Source organism: Lysobacter panacisoli (assembly GCF_009765165.1).
Lineage (GTDB): Bacteria > Pseudomonadota > Gammaproteobacteria > Xanthomonadales > Xanthomonadaceae > Lysobacter_J > Lysobacter_J panacisoli.
The window spans coordinates 59,198-77,104 of the sequence record NZ_VLNU01000001.1; the positions used below are offsets into that span (position 1 = coordinate 59,198).

Here is a 17,907-nt window from a genome sequence, read left to right on the forward strand (position 1 = left end):
CCTCCCGGGACGGGATATTCGACGGAATAGTCTAAATGAATCGAGGACGATCGCGAGCATACGCGAAAGCCCTTTGGGTTCAAGCGGTTACAACTGAAACGTTGGATCGTCCGTGGACGCCTTACGGCATGTACATGCCGCCATTGACGTGCAGGGTCTCGCCGGTGATGTAGGCCGCCGAGGGGCCGGCCAGGAACGCCACCGCGCGGGCGATGTCGGCCGGCTCGCCGAAGCGGCCCAGCGCGATCTGGCCGAGCATCGCGTTGCGGGCGTCCTCGGGCAGCGACTTGGTCATGTCGGTGTCGATGAAGCCCGGCGCGACCACGTTGACGGTGATGCCACGGCTGCCGATTTCCTTCGCCAGCGACTTGCTGAAGGCGATGATGCCGGCCTTGGCCGCGGCGTAGTTGGCCTGGCCGGCGTTGCCGGTCACGCCGATCACCGACGCGATATTGATGATGCGGCCCTTGCGCGCCTTCATCATCGAACGCATCACCGCCTTGCTGCTGCGGTAGACGCTGGTGAGATTGGTGTCGAGGATCGCCTGCCAGTCCTCGTCCTTCATGCGCATCAGCAGGTTGTCGCGGGTGATGCCGGCGTTGTTGACGAGGATCGACACCGCGCCGAATTCCTTGGCGATGTTCTCGATCAGTTCTTCGATCGCGCCCGCGTTGGCGACATCGAGCACGCGACCGTGGCCGCCGTGCGCGGCGAGACGATCGCCGATCGCCTTGGCGCCGGACTCGGACGTGGCGGTACCGATCACGGTCGCGCCCTGCGCGGCCAGTTCGTCAGCGATCGCCGCACCGATACCGCGGCTGGCGCCGGTGACGAGGGCGATCTCTCCGGAAAGCAGCTTCTCGCTCATGCCTTGTTCCATTCTTCGAAAGCGGATTCGAATTCGCCCGGCGTGCCGAGCGTGCGTGCATCGGCGCTCTTGTCGATGCGCTTGACCAGACCGGCGAGCACCTTGCCCGGGCCGCACTCGCCGATGCGCGTCGCGCCCTGCGCAATCAGCGACTGCACGCAGCCGGTCCACTGCACCGGCAGGTAGAGCTGGCGCACGAGCGCATCGCGGATCGCGTCCACGCTGTCGTGCACCTTCGCATCCACGTTCTGCACGACCGGGCGATCAGGTGTGCGCCAGGACATTCCGCGCATCGCTTCGGCCAGACGGTTGGCCGCCTCGCGCATCAGCGGCGTGTGCGAGGGCACGCTGACGGCGAGCTTCACCGCCTTGCGCACGCCGCGTTCGCCGAGCATTGCCAGCGCCTTGTCGACCGCAGCGGCATGGCCGCCGATGACAATCTGACCGGGCGAATTGAAATTGGCCGGCACCACGACTTCGCTACCGGACACCGTGTCGCAGACGTCCTGCACCAGCACGTCCTCGGCGCCGAGCACGGCGGCCATCGCGCCGACGCCGGCGGGCGCGGCTTCCTGCATCAACTGTCCGCGCAGACGCACCAGGTGCGCACCGTCCTTCAGCGACAGCGCACCGGCGGCGACGAGCGCGGTGTACTCGCCCAGGCTGTGGCCGGACAGCAGTGCCGGCGACTTGCCGCGGTGCTGCTGCCACGCGCGCCACACCGCCACTCCCGCGGCGAGCAGCGCCGGCTGGGTGTACTCGGTGCGGTTGAGCATTTCTTCCGGACCGCCCTGGCTCAACGCCCACAGATCGACGCCCGCGCCATCGCTGGCTTCGACGAATGCCTCACGCACGATCGGGTGCAGTTCGGACAGTTCGGCGAGCATGCCGAGCGACTGCGAGCCCTGGCCCGGAAAGACGAAGGCCAGCGTCGGATCGGTTGCGGAGGAATCGGTCACGCGGGGGTCCCTGCGAAAAGAGTGCGCATGATACGAGCCTTTGCTCTAGGGCGTCTGTACTCGCACGTACTGAAACACCGGCGCCATTGCGGAACCGTGAAGTGCGCACTGCGCGACCCGCAAACGAAAACGCCCCCGCCGGGTCCGGCGAGGGCGTCGTTGCAGGCGTCGGCGTGGATCAGTAGCGCAGCAGCGCCGAGCCCCACGTGAAGCCGCCACCGAAGGCCTCCAGCAGCACGAGCTGGCCGCGCTGCACCTTGCCCGAGCGGACGGCTTCGTCCAGCGCCAGCGGCACCGAGCCCGACGAGGTGTTGCCGTGGCGATCGACCGTGACGACCACGCGATCCATCGGCATGTCCAGGCGCTTGGCCGTGGCTTCGATGATGCGCAGGTTGGCCTGGTGCGGGATCAGCCAGTCGATGTCGTGGCGATCCAGGCCATTGGCCTCGAGCGTTTCCTCGACCACGCCGTCCAGCGCCTTGACCGCATGCTTGAAGACTTCGTTGCCGGTCATCAGCACGCGCACGCCGGCGTTGTGCTCTTCCGGCTTGAAACCGACCGACACGCCGACCGGGTTCCACAGCAGCTCCTTCTTGCCACCGTCGGCGTGCATGTGGGTGCTGAGGATGCCGGTCTCGCTGTCGGCCTTGAGCACGACCGCGCCGGCACCGTCGCCGAACAGCACGCAGGTAGAGCGATCGCTCCAGTCGAGCATGCGGGTGAGCGTTTCCGCGCCGACCACGAGCACGGTCTTAGCCGCGCCGGAACGGATGAACTTGTCCGCCACCGTCAGCGCGTAGACGAAGCCCGTGCAGGCGGCGTTGACGTCGAACGCCGGGCAGCCGTTGGCACCCAGCCGGTGCTGCAGCAGGCAGGCGGTCGAAGGGAAGATGAGATCGGGCGTGGTGGTGCCGACCACGATCAGGTCGAGATCCTTCGCATCGACGCCGGCCGCTTCCATCGCGCGGATCGACGCGTGGTAGGCCAGGTCGCTGGTGGTCTCGCCTTCGGCGGCAACGTGACGCTCGCGGATGCCGGTGCGGGCAGCGATCCATTCGTCACTGGTGTCGACGATCTTGGACAGGTCGTCGTTCGTCAGCACCTTCTCGGGAAGGTAGCTGCCGGTTCCCGCGATGCGGGAATAAATCGTTTGCGTCATCGCCACTCCGCTGCACAGCCGTGATGGGCCCTCATCGGGCACCTTGCCGGGAATCCCCCGCCGGCGATGCCGGCGCAGGAGGTCCGCCGCTCACGTCCGCCGCTGCCACGCGATGCCTTGCGGCGGCGGGCAGTCCGAGCGGCGGCGGCCGCGCGTGTCAGGGACGGCGCGCGGCGCGGCGGTGGGCGAAGAGATTACTCTTCGTCGACAACCTTGGTCTTGGTGTCGATCACCTTCTTGCCGCGGTAGTAGCCGTCGGCGGTGACGTGGTGGCGCAGGTGGGTCTCGCCGGTCGTCGGATCGGTGGCCAGCTGCTTGGCGGACAGCGCATCGTGCGAACGGCGCATGCCACGCTTGGACGGGGAAACGCGGGACTTCTGGACAGCCATGGTCTTGCTCCAAAAAAACTAGTTCGAATGTTTCTTCAATGCCGACAACGCAGCGAACGGATTCGCGCGCTCCGGTTCCTCAGCCTGTTCGGCCGCGGGCCAGTCGCGTTCCACCGCCTCCGTGCCGGGCATCATCGGCACGACCGGAACGGCGAGGATCAACTCGTCCTCGACCAGTTCGACGGTCCGCAGCTGGCCGTCTTCGGGCACCAGCAACGGCTCGTATCCTGGCGGCAGCGCCGCCTCCTCCGCTTCGTCGCGGATCAGGCCGAGGCGCTGCACGATGTTCACCGGCAACACGAATCGCTGCAGTGTGCGCTGACAGGTCAGCGGCAACGCGGCATCGATGCGCAGCTCGACGAACGGCACCCGCAGCGAATCGCGATCGAACTCGAGCGAGAACCGCACTTCGCCTTCGGGGTCGGTGAGACTGTCACGCAACCTCGCCAGCGAGGACAACGGCACGCGGCCTTCGAGGCCGCGCCGTGCCGCCACCATGCGCCAAGCATCAAGAATCTCGGGCAGGTCCGCTGACATAAGCTGCGGAATGTTAGGGATCGGCCCCGCTTCTGTCAAACCTGAACCCGCCAGTTCACAGTCCTGGCACGACCAGGCCGGATTCATTTGCCGGAGGCTGGCGGGGGCTTCAGACTTGGGCCATCCGTTCAGTCAAGCGGCCACTCATCGTGACCATCGCCCTGCTCCTCCTCCTGTCCGTGCTCGTGATCGCGGCGTTGGCCGCCTACGGCCGTTACCGCCCGGGGCGCCGCGAGCGCGCCCTGCGTGAAGTCCTCGACGCCGCCGACGCCCTGGAAGCCCAGCTGCGCGTGGCCCGGGCCGAGATCGAGGCGGTCGCCGGCAGCGGCGGGGAGGATCCGGTCGGCGAGGCGATGCGCGAAATGCTCCGCCAGCGCCTGTGGCTGCGCGACCACGGCCGCGAGGCCAGCGTGGACCAGCTCGACGAGGTGCGTACCTCGATCGACGCCGCGCGCGACCGAATCGACCAGCAATTGTCGCGCATCGCCCAGGCCCGCGCACCGCTCGCATGAGCGCCGCGCCGCGCCTGATCCTGGCGTCCACCTCGATCTACCGTCGCGAGCTGCTGGGCCGGCTCGGCCTGGCGTTCGAGACGATGCGTCCGGACGTCGACGAGACACCCCGCCCCGGCGAGGCCCCGGAAGCCCTGGCTCGCCGGCTGTCGAAGGCGAAGGCCGACGAAGTCGCGATGCGCCATCCGGACGCCTGGGTGATCGGCTCCGACCAGGTCGCCGAATTCGACGGCCACCCGATCGGCAAACCCGGCGACCATCCGCGCGCGCTCGAGCAGGTGCGCGCGATGTCGGGCCGCGAGGTGCGCTTCCAGACCGGTTTGTGCGTCGCGCGTGCCGGGCACGAGCCACTCCAGGATCTCGACTGCACCGTGGTGCGTTTCCGCACACTGGCGACGGACGAGATCGAACGCTATCTCGCCGCCGAACGCCCCTACGACTGCGCCGGCAGCTTCAAATCGGAGGGGCTGGGGATCTCACTGTTCGACGCGATCGACAGCCGCGATCCGACCGCACTGATCGGATTGCCATTGATCGCCACGGCGCGACTGCTGCGCCGGGCGGGCTTCGCCCTGCCCTAGCCTTCAGGCATCACGGCGCTACGGCCGCAACCTTGCACCACTGGTATGGGAATGGCTCGGCGCCGACGAACGCCTCGTGACGCCGGCAACTGTCGGGCACCAGCGCGAATCCATAACGGGCCAGCTTCTCCTGCGCGGCGACCACGGCAGCAGCGTCGAGCGCTGCAAGGCCTGTATCGGCAGGTTCCGGCGGCAGGACCAGTCTGCACCGCACGCCTTCCGCCGTACCCACGCGTGCCAGATCGACGCGACGATTCTTCGCCAGGCGCACCATCAGCTTGCAGTCGCCGCGATCCAGGCCGAACCGCGCAGCCCAGGCATTCGAACTCTCCGCGCGCTCGAGCTTGCGCTGGCGACGCTCACGCTCGATATCGACGTGAGCCACCATCAGCGCGTACACCGGCCCACCGCGCTGCGCGACGCGCTGCGCCAGCGTTTGCGCATATGCGGGCGATTCCGGGAAGTTCGACGCGACCGAGGCGTACATCGCTTCGGGCGGCAGGAACGGCACGCGCCACGAATGGGGCTCGTCGCCCACCAGCAGCACTGAAGCACGCGATGGCTGCTCCATGACCGGCGCCTCGACGCGGAATGCGGTGTCGTGCCAACCGGAGTGACCCCAGCCCTTCCAGCCAATGACCCACATGCCGGCCAGCACTGCGGCGACGCAGCCTGCAATCGCCAGACCCGCCACCCGCGCGCCCCATCGCGACGGCAACAGCCGACGCGCGAGCAGCCAGATCGCCAGAGGCCCCAGCATCTCCGCCACCGCCAGATAACGGTGGATGCTGAACATCCCCAGCCAGATCGCGAACGCCGCGCCGAGGAACACCAGCACCATGCGCGCGCTGCCGTTGCCGTCGTCGTCGAAAGCAGTCGGCTGCGCGCCGTGCATGCGCCGCACCACCCAGATGCACAGGCCACCAACCAGCAACAGGTACAGCGACGCCCAGACCAGTTGCGGCATCGGGATTTCGCTGATCAGGAAGGGATCAGCGGTGGAGCTCAGCGGACGCAACACAGCCTCGGCAATGCCGTGCGGGAGGAAGCGCTGGTCCGCCACCGACAACGGCTGCGCAAGCGGCGCCTGGAACCATGCGTTGAACTGCGGGAACAGCGGATTGCCGAACGTGCGCCACATCCGCCACATCCACGGCCCGGCAAGCAGCGCGAACATGGCGACCGTCGCGGTCGTCAGCGATGCCGCGTGCGCGATGCGGCGCTTCCAGGGCCCGGGACCGGCCAGCACCGCCAGTCCCAGCGCGATCGCGTAGATCGCATTGGTCAACTTGAGCGCCAGCGCGAGCCCCAGCAGGACGCCCGCCAGCCAAGGCGCCCATGTGGACGCCCGTCCGGATGCTGCCTTCCACAGCATCAGCAGCAGCGCCGCGAGCACCAGCGGCGCAGTGGTGTCATCGCCCATCGTGTTGCCGAGCTCGGACAGGAACACCGCGCTGAGGCAACCAGCCAGGCCGAGCACGGGCGCGAGGCGTGCACGATCCGTGCGTCCGGCCAGCGCGAGCCATGCGATGCCCGACACGAGCACGAACGCCAGCCCGTGCCACGCACCGAGCAGCGCTGCCGTGGCCATCGGCCAACGCGGCGCGAGCAAGAAATACGGCAGGTCGATCAGCGGCGGGAAATACGTCTGCATCTGCGCCGGCGCGAGATCGAGCGCGATGCGGTCGGTCAGCCACGCGTAGGCGTTGTAGAGATGGTAGTTGCGTAGATCCCAGTTGCTGTCCTGCCCGCGCAGCAGCGATACCAGCGCGGCCACGCCCATCGCAGCCAACGCCGCGACGATCACGTTTCGGCGGCTGTCGAATGCGAAACGCCGTTCCAGCCAGCCACCGATCCGGTGTGCGCGGGCGCTCGCGCGCATGAAGAGATTCATGCGCCGCGACTGTCCTTGCGGAAACTCAACGATTGCGGAATCGACAGGTAGGCCAGGTGCTTCATTTCGACACGCCCACGCGTCACGGTGTCGAGAATCAGACCGCACGCCAGCAGCACGATGCCCATCAGCACCAGAGCCGTGCACAGGATCGCCGTCGGGAAACGCGGCACCAGTCCGGTCTGCATGTAGGTCAGCAGCAGCGGGATGGCCAGCACGATCGACAGCAGTACGGACGCGGACGACAGCAGCGAGAAGAACAGCAGCGGCCGCTCGTTCTTGAACAGCCGCGCGATGGTGACCAGGATGCGGAACCCATCGTGATAGGTGCGCAACTTGCTCGCCGAACCTTCGGGGCGCGCGCCGTAGGCGGTGTCCATCTCGGCCACCGGCATGCGCAGCTGCAGAGCATGCACGGCGAGTTCCGTCTCTGTCTCGAAACCGCGCGCATGCGCCGGGAACGACTTCACGTAGCGCCGCGAGAACACGCGATAGCCCGAGAGCATGTCGCCGAAACTGCGACCGAACACCATGCCGACGCAGCGGGTCAGCATCACGTTGCCGAAGCGGTGGCCGGAACGGTAGGCGGCCTGCTCGGTGTCCACGCGTGCGCCGACGACCATGTCGAGGTCCTCGTCGAGCAGCTTTCCGACCAGCACCGGCGCCGCGGCGGCGTCGTAGGTGGCATCGCCGTCGACCATCACATAGATGTCGGCCTCGACGTCCGCGAACATGCGACGCACCACGTTGCCCTTGCCCTGGAGCGAGACCCGGCGCACCACCGCGCCGGCTTCGCGCGCGATCGCGGCGGTGTCGTCGGTGGAGTTGTTGTCGAACACGTAACACGTGGCCGTCGGTAGGCTGACGCGGAAGTCGCGAACCACCTTCGCGATCGCCGCGGCTTCGTTGTGGCAAGGCACCAGCACCGCGATTCGCGGCGCCGCCAGCTCCGTTGTGGTCATGGGTCAGTCCTGTTTGGCGCGCGCAAGTCTACCGGGTAGGCATGTCGCCCGGAACTCGAAGATTCCGCGGCACGGTCACTCCCGCAGCAGGATCGGCTGTTCCGCCCAGGTTTCCACGCTGCCGTCCTGCCCGTGCAGGCGCAGGCCGAGCCAGTGCGCACCCGGCGCGAATCCGGCGTCGCGCAGGTCGATGTCCGCCTCGAAACCGACCTTCGGATGCTGCGGGTCGTTCGACTGCGGCCAGGCATTCTGCAGACCTGCGAAATCGCCACCGTAGCGCGCACGTCCCACGACCTTGCCATCGAGGGTCACCTCGACGCCGGACAGGCCACGTCCGTCCTTGAAGGCCCATCCGCGGACGTGGAAGGTGCGACCCACGTGCGCATCGGCGACCGGCTCGTCCACCCACGCCATCGACGGCGTCGAGCACGCCCCCTGCGGCGGCGTGCCTTGCAGTGCGAACAGGAGGAACCGCTGGCGGCCGTGGTCGATGTTGAGCACCTGTGCGGGCGGCAGCCGACCGACCATCGCGCACAGACGGTGGTAACGATCGAGCAGGTCGCGGTACTTCACCTCGGTCGCGCCGACGACCAGCAGCACCGGCGCTTCGCCCCATTCGCTGCGGCCGTCGGTATGCAGGCCCCACAGCCGCAGCTGCGGCGCGCGTCCGTGCTTGTGGTTGACCGGATGGTCGAGCACCGGGATGCGTGGATCGCCCAGCGCGAAACCGAGTTCGGCGCCGATCTTGAAGTTGTCAGCGACCACGCGCGTGCCGGGCGGCATCGTCCGCAGTCGCGCTCGCACCGCATCGGCCAGCGGCTGCCAGCCGGCGAAGTTGGCCGGATACCACTTCTTCGCGGCACTGTCGGCACGCCAGCCCGCGCTCGACACCGCGACGTAGTAGCCCAGATTGGCGACCAGACCGAGCACGGCCAGCCATGTCGTCGCCACTCTCCAGCCGCGCGGCCACGATGCCAGCACCGCGGGCAGCAGCGGCAGCAGCGCGAGATAGCCGGGCAGCGGCCAATGGAAACTGACGCGCTCGGTGTCGGCGAAGAAACCGAGCAGGAAGAAACCCAGCACGACACCCGAACCGAGCAGCGCGAAGTAGCGCGACACCGTGGACGCACAGCGCAGCGAACGCTGCGCGGCGACGGCGAGCGCGACGAAAAGCAGCGGCGTCACCAGCAGGGCCTGCACGCCGATGAACAGCACGCCGTCGGCATGGAACGCCCACGGATGCCGATCGACCAGCTGGAAACGCAGGCCGGCGTCGGCGTTGTCGAGATTCCATGCCACCAGCGGCGCCCATGCCGATGCGCCGAAAGCGATCGCCACCATCACTCGCACGTCGCGCAGCGCGCGGCGGCCGTCCTCGAGCATCAGCAGCGCGATGAAGCCGACCGCGATCACCGCGATGAAGCGGTAATGGCAGAGCGCGCCGAGCGCGAGGCCGACGGCCAGTTCGAGCGCGGCCTCTGCGGTGACCTGGCGCAGCAGGCGTGCACCGGCATCGGCGCACAGCAGCGTCGCCAGCGCCATCGCCGCGTCCGGCAGCGCCATGAGTCCCAGCGTACCCGCCAACGGCAGCAGCATCGCGAACAGACCCGCCTGCCATCCAGCCTTCGCACCGAACTCACGCGAAGCAATGTGCACCGTCAGCAACGGCACGCAGGCGGCGATCAGCAGGAAAGGCAGGCGCAATGCGAGCGCGTGCTCGCCGCCCAGATCCACGCCCAAGCGCGTCAGCCACGCGGTGAGTCCGGGAAGGTCCGAATACGCGGCGGCCGGGTGCTGGCCTTCCTGCCAGTAGAAGGCTTCGTCCACGAACAGCGGCAGGCGCGCGGCGACCGCCAGCTTCACCAGCAGAACTGAGACCCACAGCACCCAGAAGGCGCGCCGTGCCTGCACTGCATCCCGCATCCGTCCGTGACCTCGCTACACTCTGATGGAACCGGCGCGCCGCGTTGCGACGCCATCCGCGCGACCTTCGCCTTGCGGTGGAAGGCGCGCGAAACCGATGGGCGCGATGTCCGCGCATCGGCGGCCGACCGCCGCCGCAGCATTCCAGGAGATACGCACGATGGCGGTACCCCTCTCGACGGCGCCCATGCTAACCGATGGACTTCGCGCGGCCCTCGACCGTGCGCAGACGCAGGTCAACGCGCTGGTGCTGGGCAAGCCGCAGGAAGTGCGGCTGGCCTTCGTGGCGTTGCTCGCGGGTGGCCATCTGCTGATCGAGGACCTGCCGGGCCTGGGCAAGACCACGCTGGCGCATGCGCTGGCGGCGACGCTGGGACTGGAGTTCCAGCGCGTGCAGTTCACCTCGGACCTGTTGCCGGCCGATGTCGTGGGCGTGTCGGTGTTCGATCCGCAGTCGCGCGAGTTCCAGTTCCACCCGGGCCCGGTGTTCGGGCAGGTGCTGCTGGCCGACGAGATCAACCGCGCACCGCCGCGCACGCAGAGCGCGCTGCTGGAAGCGATGGCGGAGTACCAGGTCACCGTGGACGGCACCACGCATCCGTTGCCGGAACCGTTCTTCGTGATCGCCACGCAGAACCCGGTCGATCTGTCGGGCACCTATCCCCTGCCCGACTCGCAGCTCGACCGTTTCCTGCTGCGCCTGAGCCTGGGCTATCCGGGCGAGAGCGCCGAGCGCGACCTGCTCGCGGGCGACGACCGCCGCGACATGATCGCCAAGGTGTTGCCGATGCTCGGCAGCGATGACGTGCTCGCCGCGCGCCGCGTCGTGCAGCAGGTGCATGCCAGCGATGCGCTGATCGGCTACGTGCAGGCGCTGCTGGCGCGCAGCCGCCGCCATCCGGGCGTGCGCGTGGGTCTGTCGCCGCGCGCGGGCCTGGCGCTGCTGCGTGCAGCTCGCGCGTATGCACTGCTGCTCGGGCGCGCGCACGTGCTGCCCGAAGACGTGCAGGCGCTGTTCCCCGCGGTCGCCGCGCATCGCTTGGTGGCCGAAGTCGACGCCGGCAAGGATGCGTCGCTGGCCAAGGCCATCCTGCACGCGGTGCCGGTGGACTGATCATGCCCGTCGCCGCCGCACGGCGCCTGTACGCACGTTTCCACGCCTTCGCGATGGTGTGGACGCAGCCGCGTCTGCCGGAATCGTTGCCCGCGCGCCTGCACCGGCGCCGCATCTACGTGCTGCCCACGCGCTTCGGGCTGTTCTACGCGGCGGCGCTGCTGACGATGTTGCTGGGCGCGCTCAACTACAACAACAATCCCGCGCTGCTGCTCGGCCTGCTGCTGGGCGGCGCCGGCATGGCCAGCCTGATCGCCGCGCAAATGCAGCTGTCGGAGCTGGAGATCGTCGCCATCGAAGCCGAACCGGTCGCGGCCGGCGCACCGCTCACGGTGCGCGTGCACGCACGCGCCGCGCCGGGTCGCGTGCGGCGCGGCCTGCGCCTGGACGACGACGGCGCGTTCGACGCCGACGCGGTGGTGCTCAACCTCGATCGCGGCAACGGCGAAGCGCAGCTGCTGTTGCCCACCGAACAGCGCGGCTGGTTCGAAACGCCACGCCTGCGCCTGTCGACCACGCGCCCGCTGGGCCTGGCGCGCGCCTGGGCGTACGTGTGGCCGGAGAATCCATTGCTGGTCTATCCCGCGCCCGAACCGCACGGCCCGCCGCTGCCCTCCGGTCGCGGCGATCGCGCGCAGGCGCGGCTGAATCCGGCCGGCGACGACGTCCATCACCTGCGCGCTTACCGCTCCGGCGACGCGCGGCGCGCGATCGCGTGGAAACCGTCGGCGCGGCGCGACACGCTGATCGTGCGCGAGTTCGAACAGCCGATGGGCGCGGAGGTCGTGCTCGACTGGCGCGCGGTCACCGGCGTCGCCTACGAGGCGCGCATCGCACGGCTGGCACGCTGGATCGACGAGGCCGAACGCGAAGGTCGTCGTTACCAGCTGCGCCTCCCGGGACAGACCTTCGGACCGGATCGCGGCGCGCAGCACCGCCACGCCTGCCTGCGCGCGCTCGCGCTGATGCCGCATGGCTGACGCGTCGAGCGAATTGCTGGAGCCGCGCTCCCGCCACTGGGCGCTGCTGAGCGCGGGCCTGTGCCTGCTGCCGTTGCTGCTGCAGTTGCCGCCCTCGCTCGCGGCGACCATCGGCGCCAGCGCGTTCGTGGTCGTCGCGTTGTCGTGGCGCCAACCGATGCACGGCTTTCTGCGCCTGCTGATCGCGCTTGCGCTGATCGCCGCGGTGCTGGTGCTCAGCCGCTTCGCCATCGGACGCGACACCGGCTGCGCGCTGCTCGCGGCGATGCTGGCGATCAAGCCCTCGGAAACCTTCACCCTGCGCGACGCGCGCAGCCTGCTCGGCTTCGCCCTGTTCGCGCCGTTCGCGACGTTCCTGCTCGACCAGGGACCACTGTCGCTCGTGCTGGGCCTGTCGGCGGCATTGCTTGCGCTGTCGACGCTGCAGCGCCTGGCGGACGTGGAATCGCGCGACGTGCAGAGCGTGCCGCTGCGGCAACGGCTGTGGGCGATCGGCAGGTTGCTCGCGATCGGCCTTCCGCTCGCGCTGGCGGCGTTCTGGCTGTTTCCTCGCCTGGGCGCGCCGTTGTGGGGCATCCCCGAACGCGCCCTCGCCCGCACCGGGCTGTCCGATTCGATGAGTCCGGGCGACTGGGTCGACCTGATGACCGACGACACGCCGGCGCTGCGCGCCCGCTTCTTCGGCGCGGTGCCGGCGCGCGAACAGATGTACTGGCGCGGACCGGTGCTGTGGGATTACGACGGACGCACCTGGCGACAGTCGCGCTGGTATGCGGATGGCGGCGGCGTCGACATCGAACCGGGCGCGGCGCGCTGGGAATACGAGATCGAACTGGAGCCGACCGACTCGCGGCAACTGGTCGCGCTCGACCTGCCGGTCGCGGCACCTGAAGGCAGTCGCATGGGGCCGGACCATAACCTGCAGGCGTTCCGCCCGCAGAATGGGTTGAGCCGCTGGCGCATCCAGTCCGCGCCGCCGTTGCGCTACCAGGCGCGACTTCCTACCGGAATGCGTGCGGTGGCGTTGCAGCTGCCCGACGACTTCAACCCTCGCGCCGTCGCACTCGCGCGGCAGTGGCGCCGCGAAGCCGGCCCCTACGACGATGCGGCCGTCGTGCGCCGCGCCCTGGACTGGATCCACCGCGACTTCTCCTACACCTTGTCGACGCCGCTCCTGGGACGCCACGCGGTCGACGAATTCCTGTTCGACCAGAAGGCCGGTTTCTGCGAGCACTTCAGCTCGTCGTTCGTGGTGCTGATGCGCGCGGCGGGCATCCCGGCACGCGTGGTCACCGGCTACGCCGGCGGCTACCGCAACCGTATCGGCGGCTACTGGGTGGTGCGACGCAGCGATGCGCACGCCTGGGCCGAAGTGTGGGTTCGCGACCGCGGCTGGACGCGCGTCGACCCGACCGCGGCGGTCGCCCCCGAACGCGTGTTCGACACACTCGAAGCGCAGGCCGCGCTCAACGACAACCTCGATGCGCGCTCGCTGCTCGACGTCGGCGACTGGCTGCGCCGTGGCTGGAACGACTTCGTTCTCGGCTTCGACGCCCGCCGCCAGCAGAACCTGCTGCGGCCGCTGGGCATCGAGCGTCTGGACGACCGCACCCTGATCCTGCTGCTGGCGCTGGCCGTCGCGCTGGGCCTGTTGTGGATGGTTTGGTTGAGCCGTCGCAACGAACGCGAGCGCGACCCGATCCTGCGCGCCTGGCATCGCCTGTCTCGACGCTACCGCCGCTTCGGGCTGGAACGCGATCCGGCCGAACCGGCCCTGGCCTGGGTCGACCGCGTCGCCGCCGCGCGCCCGGACCTTGCCGGCGACCTGCAGGTGCTCAGCCAACGTTTCAGTGATTGGCGGTACGCTGGTGGCGAACCGGGGGGACGTTCGGCTCGCGCCTTGACCAAGGCGCTGCGCGCGCACCGCCCGCCCGCGAATTCTCGAGGAGAACGCCGATGAACGTCCGTCTCGCCATACTCGCCGCCAGCGCGCTGCTGCTCGCCGCTTGCACGACGCAACCCACGCCGCTGCAAGGCACCTTCAACCCGATCACGCCGCGCGACGCGTCGGCGGCCGACAGCACCGGCGCATCGGTGCGCTGGGGTGGCCGCATCGTCAACGTCGAACCGCAGGCCAACCGCACCTGCTTCGAGATGATCTCGACCAATCTGGGCAGCTCCGGCCGTCCGTATTGGGGCAGCGACGACACCGGTGGCCGCTTCCTCGCCTGCCGCACCGGGTTCTACGATCCGGCGGTGTTCGAGAAGAACCGCGAAGTGACCTTCGTCGGTCGCGTCGACGGCTACGAGAACCGCCGCATCGGCGAGTACGACTACCGCTTCCCGCGCGTGGAAGCCGACGTGGTCTACCTGTGGCCGGTCCGCGAAACGGTGGATGTCGTCAGCTATCCGGCGCCGTGGCCGTGGTGGGGCTGGTGGTGATCGATCCGCGATGAGATACGAAAAGGCCCGCGTTTGCGGGCCTTTTGTTTTCCCGGATCAATCCCTGCGGATCACGCCTTAGGCGTACCGAAGCGGCCCAGCGGCGCACCGGCCAGCAGGTGCAGGTGGATCTGGAACACCGTCTGCCCGCCGTGGCCGTTGCAGTTCATGACGATGCGGTAGCCGTCCTCGGCAAAGCCTTCGCGCTTGGCGTATTCCGCTGCCGCGTGCGCCAGACGTCCCACGACCACGGCCTGGTCCGGGGTGAGGTCGTTCAGCGTGGCGACGTCGGTCTTGGGCACGAACAGCACATGCACCGGCGCTTGCGGCGCGATATCGCGGAAGGCGATCAGGTGATCGTCCTCGAAGACGATATCGGCCGGGATCTCGCGGCGGATGATCTTGTGGAAGATGGTGTCCATGCGGCCGTCGTCGCGTCTCGAAGGGGAAGCCGATGGTAACCCCTCCTCGTCGCGGCCGGATTCACTCCACTTCGCTGCGGCTGCCGAACGCGTGCGCGAGCGTGCCGCGATCGACGTACTCCAGTTCGCCGCCCAGCGGCACGCCGTGGGCAAGACGGCTCGGCCGCACCTTGTGCTGGCGTGCGAGCTGCGCGAGGTAATGCGCGGTCGCCTCGCCTTCCACCGTCGGGTTGGTGGCGATGATCAACTCCTGCACCTCACCTTCGGCCAGGCGCGCGGCGAGGCGATCCAGGCCGAGTTCGCGCGGGCCGATGCCGTCGAGCGGTGACAGTCGCCCCTGCAGGATGAAATACAGGCCGCGGTAACCCGTGGCCTGCTCGATCGCGAGCCGGTCGGCCGGCGATTCCACCGCGCACAGCAGGTGCGCATCGCGCGCGGCGCTGGCGCAGGTCGCGCAGACGTCGGTCTCGCTGAAATCGCGGCAGCGCACGCAGTGGCCGATCTTCTCCACGGCCACGGCCAGCGCAGCCGCCAACCGCTGGCCACCGGCGCGCTCGCGTTCGAGCACGTGGTAGGCCATGCGCTGGGCGGACTTCTGTCCGACGCCGGGCAATACGCGGAAGGCGTCGATGAGTTGTTCGAGAAGCGAGGACGTCATGTGGCGCCCGCGACGTCATCCCACGAGGGGACGACGCGCGTTCTCAGAACGGCATCTTCATGCCCGGCGGCAGCGGCATGCCGGCGGTGGCCGCGGACATCTTCGCCTGCGATTCGCTGTTGACCTTGTTCACCGCATCGTTGAACGCGGCGGCGATCAGGTCTTCCACCATTTCCTGGTCGGACAGCACGCTCGGATCGATGCGGACCTTGCGGCACTCCATGCGGCCGGTGATCGTGACGCTGACCATGCCGCCACCGGCGTTGCCGGTCACTTCGATCTTGGCCAGTTCTTCCTGCGCGCGCTGCACGTTTTCCTGCATCCGCTGCGCCTGCTGCATCAGTTGGGCGATGTTTCCACGCATGTTCGTTCTCGGTTCCGGGGGCGATGAAGGCCGCGCATCCGGTGCGGACGCGCGACGGGAAAAATCAGTTGTCCTCGAAGGGACGGATCGAATCGGGCACGACCTTGGCGCCGTGCTGCGAGATCAGCCGCTGCACGTCGGGATCGCCCATGAAGCTGGCTTCGGCCGACGCCTGGCGCGCATCGCGTGCACGCTCGTTGCGCTGGTGCAGCGATTCGGCCTGCCTGGATTCGACGAAACGCACTTGCGGCACCAGGCCCAGCGCGGGGGCCAGCGCCTCGGCGACGAGACTGACCACTGCGTTACTGCGCAGGTGGTCGTCGCTGGGGCCGAGCGACAGGCTCAGCACGCCGTCGGCGTAGCCGATGAAGCCGGCGTGTTCGGCGAGCAGGCGTGCCGGACCGCGCAGGCTGGTGCCGGCGATCAGCGCATGCCATGCATCGGCATCGGCGATGCCGGCGCTGTGCACGAACGGGGTCGGCGCGGGCGATGGCACAGCAGTCTCACGCGGCGCACGCACGGGCTCCGGCGTGGAGACGCGAGCTTCCGGTTCAGGCGCAGGTGCGGGACGCACGGGCTCGGCTTCGCGCACCGGCGGCATCGGCGCCTGCGCGCGCGACGGAGGTGCCGATTCGGCGAATGGATTCGGCGGCGGCACGCGCGGACCCGGTGCGGGCGTCGCAGGTGCTGCGGTCGCTGCGCTGCGCGGCGCGGATTCGCGTGAGGCACCGGACGCCGCCGGCGCGGCGACGCGATTGCCCTCGCCTTCAGCCGGACGGAACGCCAGCATGCGCAGCAGGCACATCTCGAAACCAGCGCGCGGGCTTGGCGCCAGCGGCAGGTCGCGACGGCCATTGAGCGCCATCTGGTACCACAGCTGCACTACTTCCGGACGCAGCCGCGCGGCCAGACCGTCGACGTCGACGCCGTCGGTCTCGATCTGCGCGTCCGGTACTAGCTGGCGCACCTGGATGCGGTGCAGCGCTTCACTGAAGGTGTCGAGCACGCTGGCCCAGTCGGGCGAGAACTCCGCCAGGGTCGCGACTTCGGCCAGCAGGCGCTGGCCGTCGCCCTCGCCGAGCGCGGACAGCAGTGCGCCCACGCGGGTGCGGTCGACCGTGCCGAGCATCGCCGCGACGCCCGCATCGGCGAGCACGCCGCCGTTGCCGTCGGTACCCGCGCTCGCGCCGGTGTAGGCGATGGCCTGGTCGAGCAGCGACAGACCGTCGCGCAGGCTGCCGTCGGCGGCGCGCGCGAGCTGGCGGATCGCGCCGGCCTCGGCCGGAATGCCCTCGGCCTCGAGGATGCGCGTCATCTGGCCCTGGATCTGCTGCTCGTCCAGGCGCTTGAGGTTGAACTGCAGGCAGCGCGACAGCACCGTCACCGGCAGTTTCTGCGGATCGGTCGTCGCGAGCAGGAACTTCACGTGCCCCGGCGGCTCCTCCAGCGTCTTGAGCAACGCGTTGAAGGCCGACTTGGACAGCATGTGCACTTCGTCGATCAGGTAGACCTTCACCCGGCCACGGCTGGGCATGTACTGCGCGTTGTCGATCACCTCGCGCACGTCGTCCACGCCGGTGTTGCTGGCCGCGTCGATCTCGAGCAGGTCGATGAAGCGGCCCGCATCGATGTCGCGGCAGGCCGCGCATTCGCCGCAGGGTTCGGCCGACGTGCCGCGCTCGCAATTGAGCGACTTGGCGAAGATGCGGGCGATGGTGGTCTTGCCGACGCCGCGCGTGCCGGTGAACAGGAACGCGTGGTGGACGCGCCCCGTGCCGAGCGCATTGGTCAGCGCGCGGACCACGTGCTCCTGCCCGACCAGCTCGGCGAAGCGCTTCGGACGCCACTTACGGGCGAGGACGAGGTAGGACATGCCTCCATTCTGCCATGCCGCATCGCGCGGACTGCGACGCGGTATCCGAGCTTGTCCGCGGACCGGCCGACAGCTAGAATCTGCGACCCCTGGAGGAAGCCAAGATTCGGCAGGACGCCGCATTCAGGCCCCACGCGGTACCAGGTATGGAGAGGTGTCCGAGTGGTTGAAGGAGCACGCCTGGAAAGTGTGTAAGCGTCTAAACCGCGCTTCGGGGGTTCGAATCCCCCTCTCTCCGCCAGATCCATGAAGCCCCGCCACGCGGCGGGG

18 protein-coding genes and 1 tRNA gene are annotated in these 17,907 nt (G+C 68.9%); 7 read left to right on the forward strand and 12 right to left on the reverse strand.

All coding sequences use genetic code 11. The features are described 5' to 3' along the window. Window positions 1-121: 121 nt before the first annotated feature. From fabG to FOF45_RS00300, 5 genes are all read right to left on the reverse strand, one after another. Window positions 122-868, reverse strand: coding sequence for a 3-oxoacyl-ACP reductase FabG (fabG, locus tag FOF45_RS00280; protein ID WP_158982053.1), 747 nt, complete (start codon window positions 866-868; stop codon window positions 122-124). After that, window positions 865-1,827: an ACP S-malonyltransferase gene (gene fabD, locus FOF45_RS00285; RefSeq protein ID WP_158982054.1), complete on the reverse strand. Its 963-nt coding sequence runs from the start codon at window positions 1,825-1,827 to the stop codon at window positions 865-867. Before fabD ends, fabG begins: the two co-directional genes overlap by 4 nt. Before the next feature lie 178 nt (window positions 1,828-2,005). After that, complete coding sequence (locus FOF45_RS00290) at window positions 2,006-2,986, reverse strand: beta-ketoacyl-ACP synthase III (RefSeq protein ID WP_158982055.1); 981 nt, start codon at window positions 2,984-2,986, stop codon at window positions 2,006-2,008. A gap of 194 nt (window positions 2,987-3,180) precedes the next feature. Continuing rightward, window positions 3,181-3,375, reverse strand: coding sequence for a 50S ribosomal protein L32 (rpmF, locus tag FOF45_RS00295; RefSeq protein WP_158982056.1), 195 nt, complete (start codon window positions 3,373-3,375; stop codon window positions 3,181-3,183). A gap of 18 nt (window positions 3,376-3,393) precedes the next feature. Then, window positions 3,394-3,912 carry a YceD family protein gene (locus FOF45_RS00300; RefSeq protein WP_158987099.1) on the reverse strand — a complete coding sequence of 173 codons (519 nt, stop codon included), beginning with the start codon at window positions 3,910-3,912 and terminating at the stop codon, window positions 3,394-3,396. A 149-nt stretch (window positions 3,913-4,061) separates the two neighbouring features. Here FOF45_RS00300 and FOF45_RS00305 point away from each other — a divergent pair, with 149 nt between their 5' ends. Both FOF45_RS00305 and FOF45_RS00310 read left to right on the forward strand, forming a co-directional pair. Beyond that, window positions 4,062-4,424, forward strand: a complete 363-nt coding sequence (locus tag FOF45_RS00305) for a hypothetical protein (RefSeq protein ID WP_158982057.1) — start codon at window positions 4,062-4,064, stop codon at window positions 4,422-4,424. Then, entirely contained in the window at window positions 4,421-5,005 is a 585-nt protein-coding gene (locus tag FOF45_RS00310) for a Maf family protein (protein WP_158982058.1), read from the forward strand. The genes FOF45_RS00305 and FOF45_RS00310 overlap by 4 nt, the downstream gene beginning before the upstream one ends. A gap of 10 nt (window positions 5,006-5,015) precedes the next feature. Here FOF45_RS00310 and FOF45_RS00315 read toward each other — a convergent pair whose 3' ends face one another. The 3 genes from FOF45_RS00315 to FOF45_RS00325 form a co-directional block, all read right to left on the reverse strand. Beyond that, complete coding sequence (locus tag FOF45_RS00315) at window positions 5,016-6,899, reverse strand: glycosyltransferase 87 family protein (RefSeq protein WP_158982059.1); 1,884 nt, start codon at window positions 6,897-6,899, stop codon at window positions 5,016-5,018. Then, the gene (locus tag FOF45_RS00320) at window positions 6,896-7,861 is read right to left on the reverse strand and encodes a glycosyltransferase family 2 protein (RefSeq protein WP_158982060.1); all 966 of its coding nucleotides are present in this window, start codon (window positions 7,859-7,861) and stop codon (window positions 6,896-6,898) included. Before FOF45_RS00320 ends, FOF45_RS00315 begins: the two co-directional genes overlap by 4 nt. Before the next feature lie 75 nt (window positions 7,862-7,936). Then, a complete protein-coding gene (locus FOF45_RS00325; protein WP_158982061.1) occupies window positions 7,937-9,784 on the reverse strand; it encodes an ArnT family glycosyltransferase in 1,848 nt (615 codons plus the stop codon). Window positions 9,785-9,944: 160 nt separating this feature from the next. Here FOF45_RS00325 and FOF45_RS00330 point away from each other — a divergent pair, with 160 nt between their 5' ends. Genes FOF45_RS00330 through FOF45_RS00345 form a run of 4 tightly spaced genes read left to right on the forward strand, consistent with a single transcriptional unit; the run spans window position 9,945 to window position 14,320 of the window. Then, entirely contained in the window at window positions 9,945-10,898 is a 954-nt protein-coding gene (locus FOF45_RS00330) for an AAA family ATPase (protein ID WP_158982062.1), read from the forward strand. A 53-nt stretch (window positions 10,899-10,951) separates the two neighbouring features. Further along, window positions 10,952-11,878 carry a DUF58 domain-containing protein gene (locus FOF45_RS00335; RefSeq protein WP_158987101.1) on the forward strand — a complete coding sequence of 309 codons (927 nt, stop codon included), beginning with the start codon at window positions 10,952-10,954 and terminating at the stop codon, window positions 11,876-11,878. Beyond that, window positions 11,871-13,838 (forward strand): transglutaminase TgpA family protein, encoded by a 1,968-nt coding sequence (locus FOF45_RS00340; RefSeq protein WP_158982063.1) that lies wholly within the window; start codon window positions 11,871-11,873, stop codon window positions 13,836-13,838. Before FOF45_RS00335 ends, FOF45_RS00340 begins: the two co-directional genes overlap by 8 nt. Beyond that, the gene (locus tag FOF45_RS00345) at window positions 13,835-14,320 is read left to right on the forward strand and encodes a Slp family lipoprotein (RefSeq protein WP_158982064.1); all 486 of its coding nucleotides are present in this window, start codon (window positions 13,835-13,837) and stop codon (window positions 14,318-14,320) included. The genes FOF45_RS00340 and FOF45_RS00345 overlap by 4 nt, the downstream gene beginning before the upstream one ends. 71 nt (window positions 14,321-14,391) lie before the next feature. On the opposite strand, the gene FOF45_RS00350 is transcribed toward FOF45_RS00345, so the two are convergent. From FOF45_RS00350 to dnaX, 4 genes are all read right to left on the reverse strand, one after another. After that, window positions 14,392-14,742, reverse strand: coding sequence for a histidine triad nucleotide-binding protein (locus FOF45_RS00350; RefSeq protein WP_158982065.1), 351 nt, complete (start codon window positions 14,740-14,742; stop codon window positions 14,392-14,394). A gap of 61 nt (window positions 14,743-14,803) precedes the next feature. Next, entirely contained in the window at window positions 14,804-15,400 is a 597-nt protein-coding gene (gene recR, locus FOF45_RS00355) for a recombination mediator RecR (protein ID WP_158982066.1), read from the reverse strand. Window positions 15,401-15,443: 43 nt separating this feature from the next. Further along, window positions 15,444-15,764: a YbaB/EbfC family nucleoid-associated protein gene (locus tag FOF45_RS00360; RefSeq protein ID WP_158982067.1), complete on the reverse strand. Its 321-nt coding sequence runs from the start codon at window positions 15,762-15,764 to the stop codon at window positions 15,444-15,446. Window positions 15,765-15,828: 64 nt separating this feature from the next. Beyond that, window positions 15,829-17,637, reverse strand: a complete 1,809-nt coding sequence (gene dnaX / locus FOF45_RS00365; RefSeq protein ID WP_158982068.1) for a DNA polymerase III subunit gamma/tau — start codon at window positions 17,635-17,637, stop codon at window positions 15,829-15,831. A 148-nt stretch (window positions 17,638-17,785) separates the two neighbouring features. Here dnaX and FOF45_RS00370 point away from each other — a divergent pair. After that, window positions 17,786-17,878: transfer RNA gene (locus tag FOF45_RS00370), tRNA-Ser, on the forward strand. Window positions 17,879-17,907: the final 29 nt, after the last annotated feature.

Excerpts from the sequence above, each read along its gene's own strand:
- recR (WP_158982066.1), bottom strand. The coding sequence starts at position 15,400 with ATGACGTCCTCGCTTCTCGAACAACTCATCGACGCCTTCCGCGTATTG.
- FOF45_RS00345 (WP_158982064.1), top strand. The coding sequence starts at position 13,835 with ATGAACGTCCGTCTCGCCATACTCGCCGCCAGCGCGCTGCTGCTCGCC.
- rpmF (WP_158982056.1), bottom strand. The coding sequence starts at position 3,375 with ATGGCTGTCCAGAAGTCCCGCGTTTCCCCGTCCAAGCGTGGCATGCGC.
- FOF45_RS00325 (WP_158982061.1), bottom strand. The coding sequence starts at position 9,784 with ATGCGGGATGCAGTGCAGGCACGGCGCGCCTTCTGGGTGCTGTGGGTC.
- fabG (WP_158982053.1), bottom strand. The coding sequence starts at position 868 with ATGAGCGAGAAGCTGCTTTCCGGAGAGATCGCCCTCGTCACCGGCGCC.
- FOF45_RS00360 (WP_158982067.1), bottom strand. The coding sequence starts at position 15,764 with ATGCGTGGAAACATCGCCCAACTGATGCAGCAGGCGCAGCGGATGCAG.
- FOF45_RS00330 (WP_158982062.1), top strand. The coding sequence starts at position 9,945 with ATGGCGGTACCCCTCTCGACGGCGCCCATGCTAACCGATGGACTTCGC.
- FOF45_RS00300 (WP_158987099.1), bottom strand. The coding sequence starts at position 3,912 with ATGTCAGCGGACCTGCCCGAGATTCTTGATGCTTGGCGCATGGTGGCG.
- FOF45_RS00335 (WP_158987101.1), top strand. The coding sequence starts at position 10,952 with ATGGTGTGGACGCAGCCGCGTCTGCCGGAATCGTTGCCCGCGCGCCTG.
- FOF45_RS00290 (WP_158982055.1), bottom strand. The coding sequence starts at position 2,986 with ATGACGCAAACGATTTATTCCCGCATCGCGGGAACCGGCAGCTACCTT.
- FOF45_RS00315 (WP_158982059.1), bottom strand. The coding sequence starts at position 6,899 with ATGAATCTCTTCATGCGCGCGAGCGCCCGCGCACACCGGATCGGTGGC.
- FOF45_RS00310 (WP_158982058.1), top strand. The coding sequence starts at position 4,421 with ATGAGCGCCGCGCCGCGCCTGATCCTGGCGTCCACCTCGATCTACCGT.
- FOF45_RS00340 (WP_158982063.1), top strand. The coding sequence starts at position 11,871 with ATGGCTGACGCGTCGAGCGAATTGCTGGAGCCGCGCTCCCGCCACTGG.
- FOF45_RS00320 (WP_158982060.1), bottom strand. The coding sequence starts at position 7,861 with ATGACCACAACGGAGCTGGCGGCGCCGCGAATCGCGGTGCTGGTGCCT.
- dnaX (WP_158982068.1), bottom strand. The coding sequence starts at position 17,637 with ATGTCCTACCTCGTCCTCGCCCGTAAGTGGCGTCCGAAGCGCTTCGCC.
- FOF45_RS00350 (WP_158982065.1), bottom strand. The coding sequence starts at position 14,742 with ATGGACACCATCTTCCACAAGATCATCCGCCGCGAGATCCCGGCCGAT.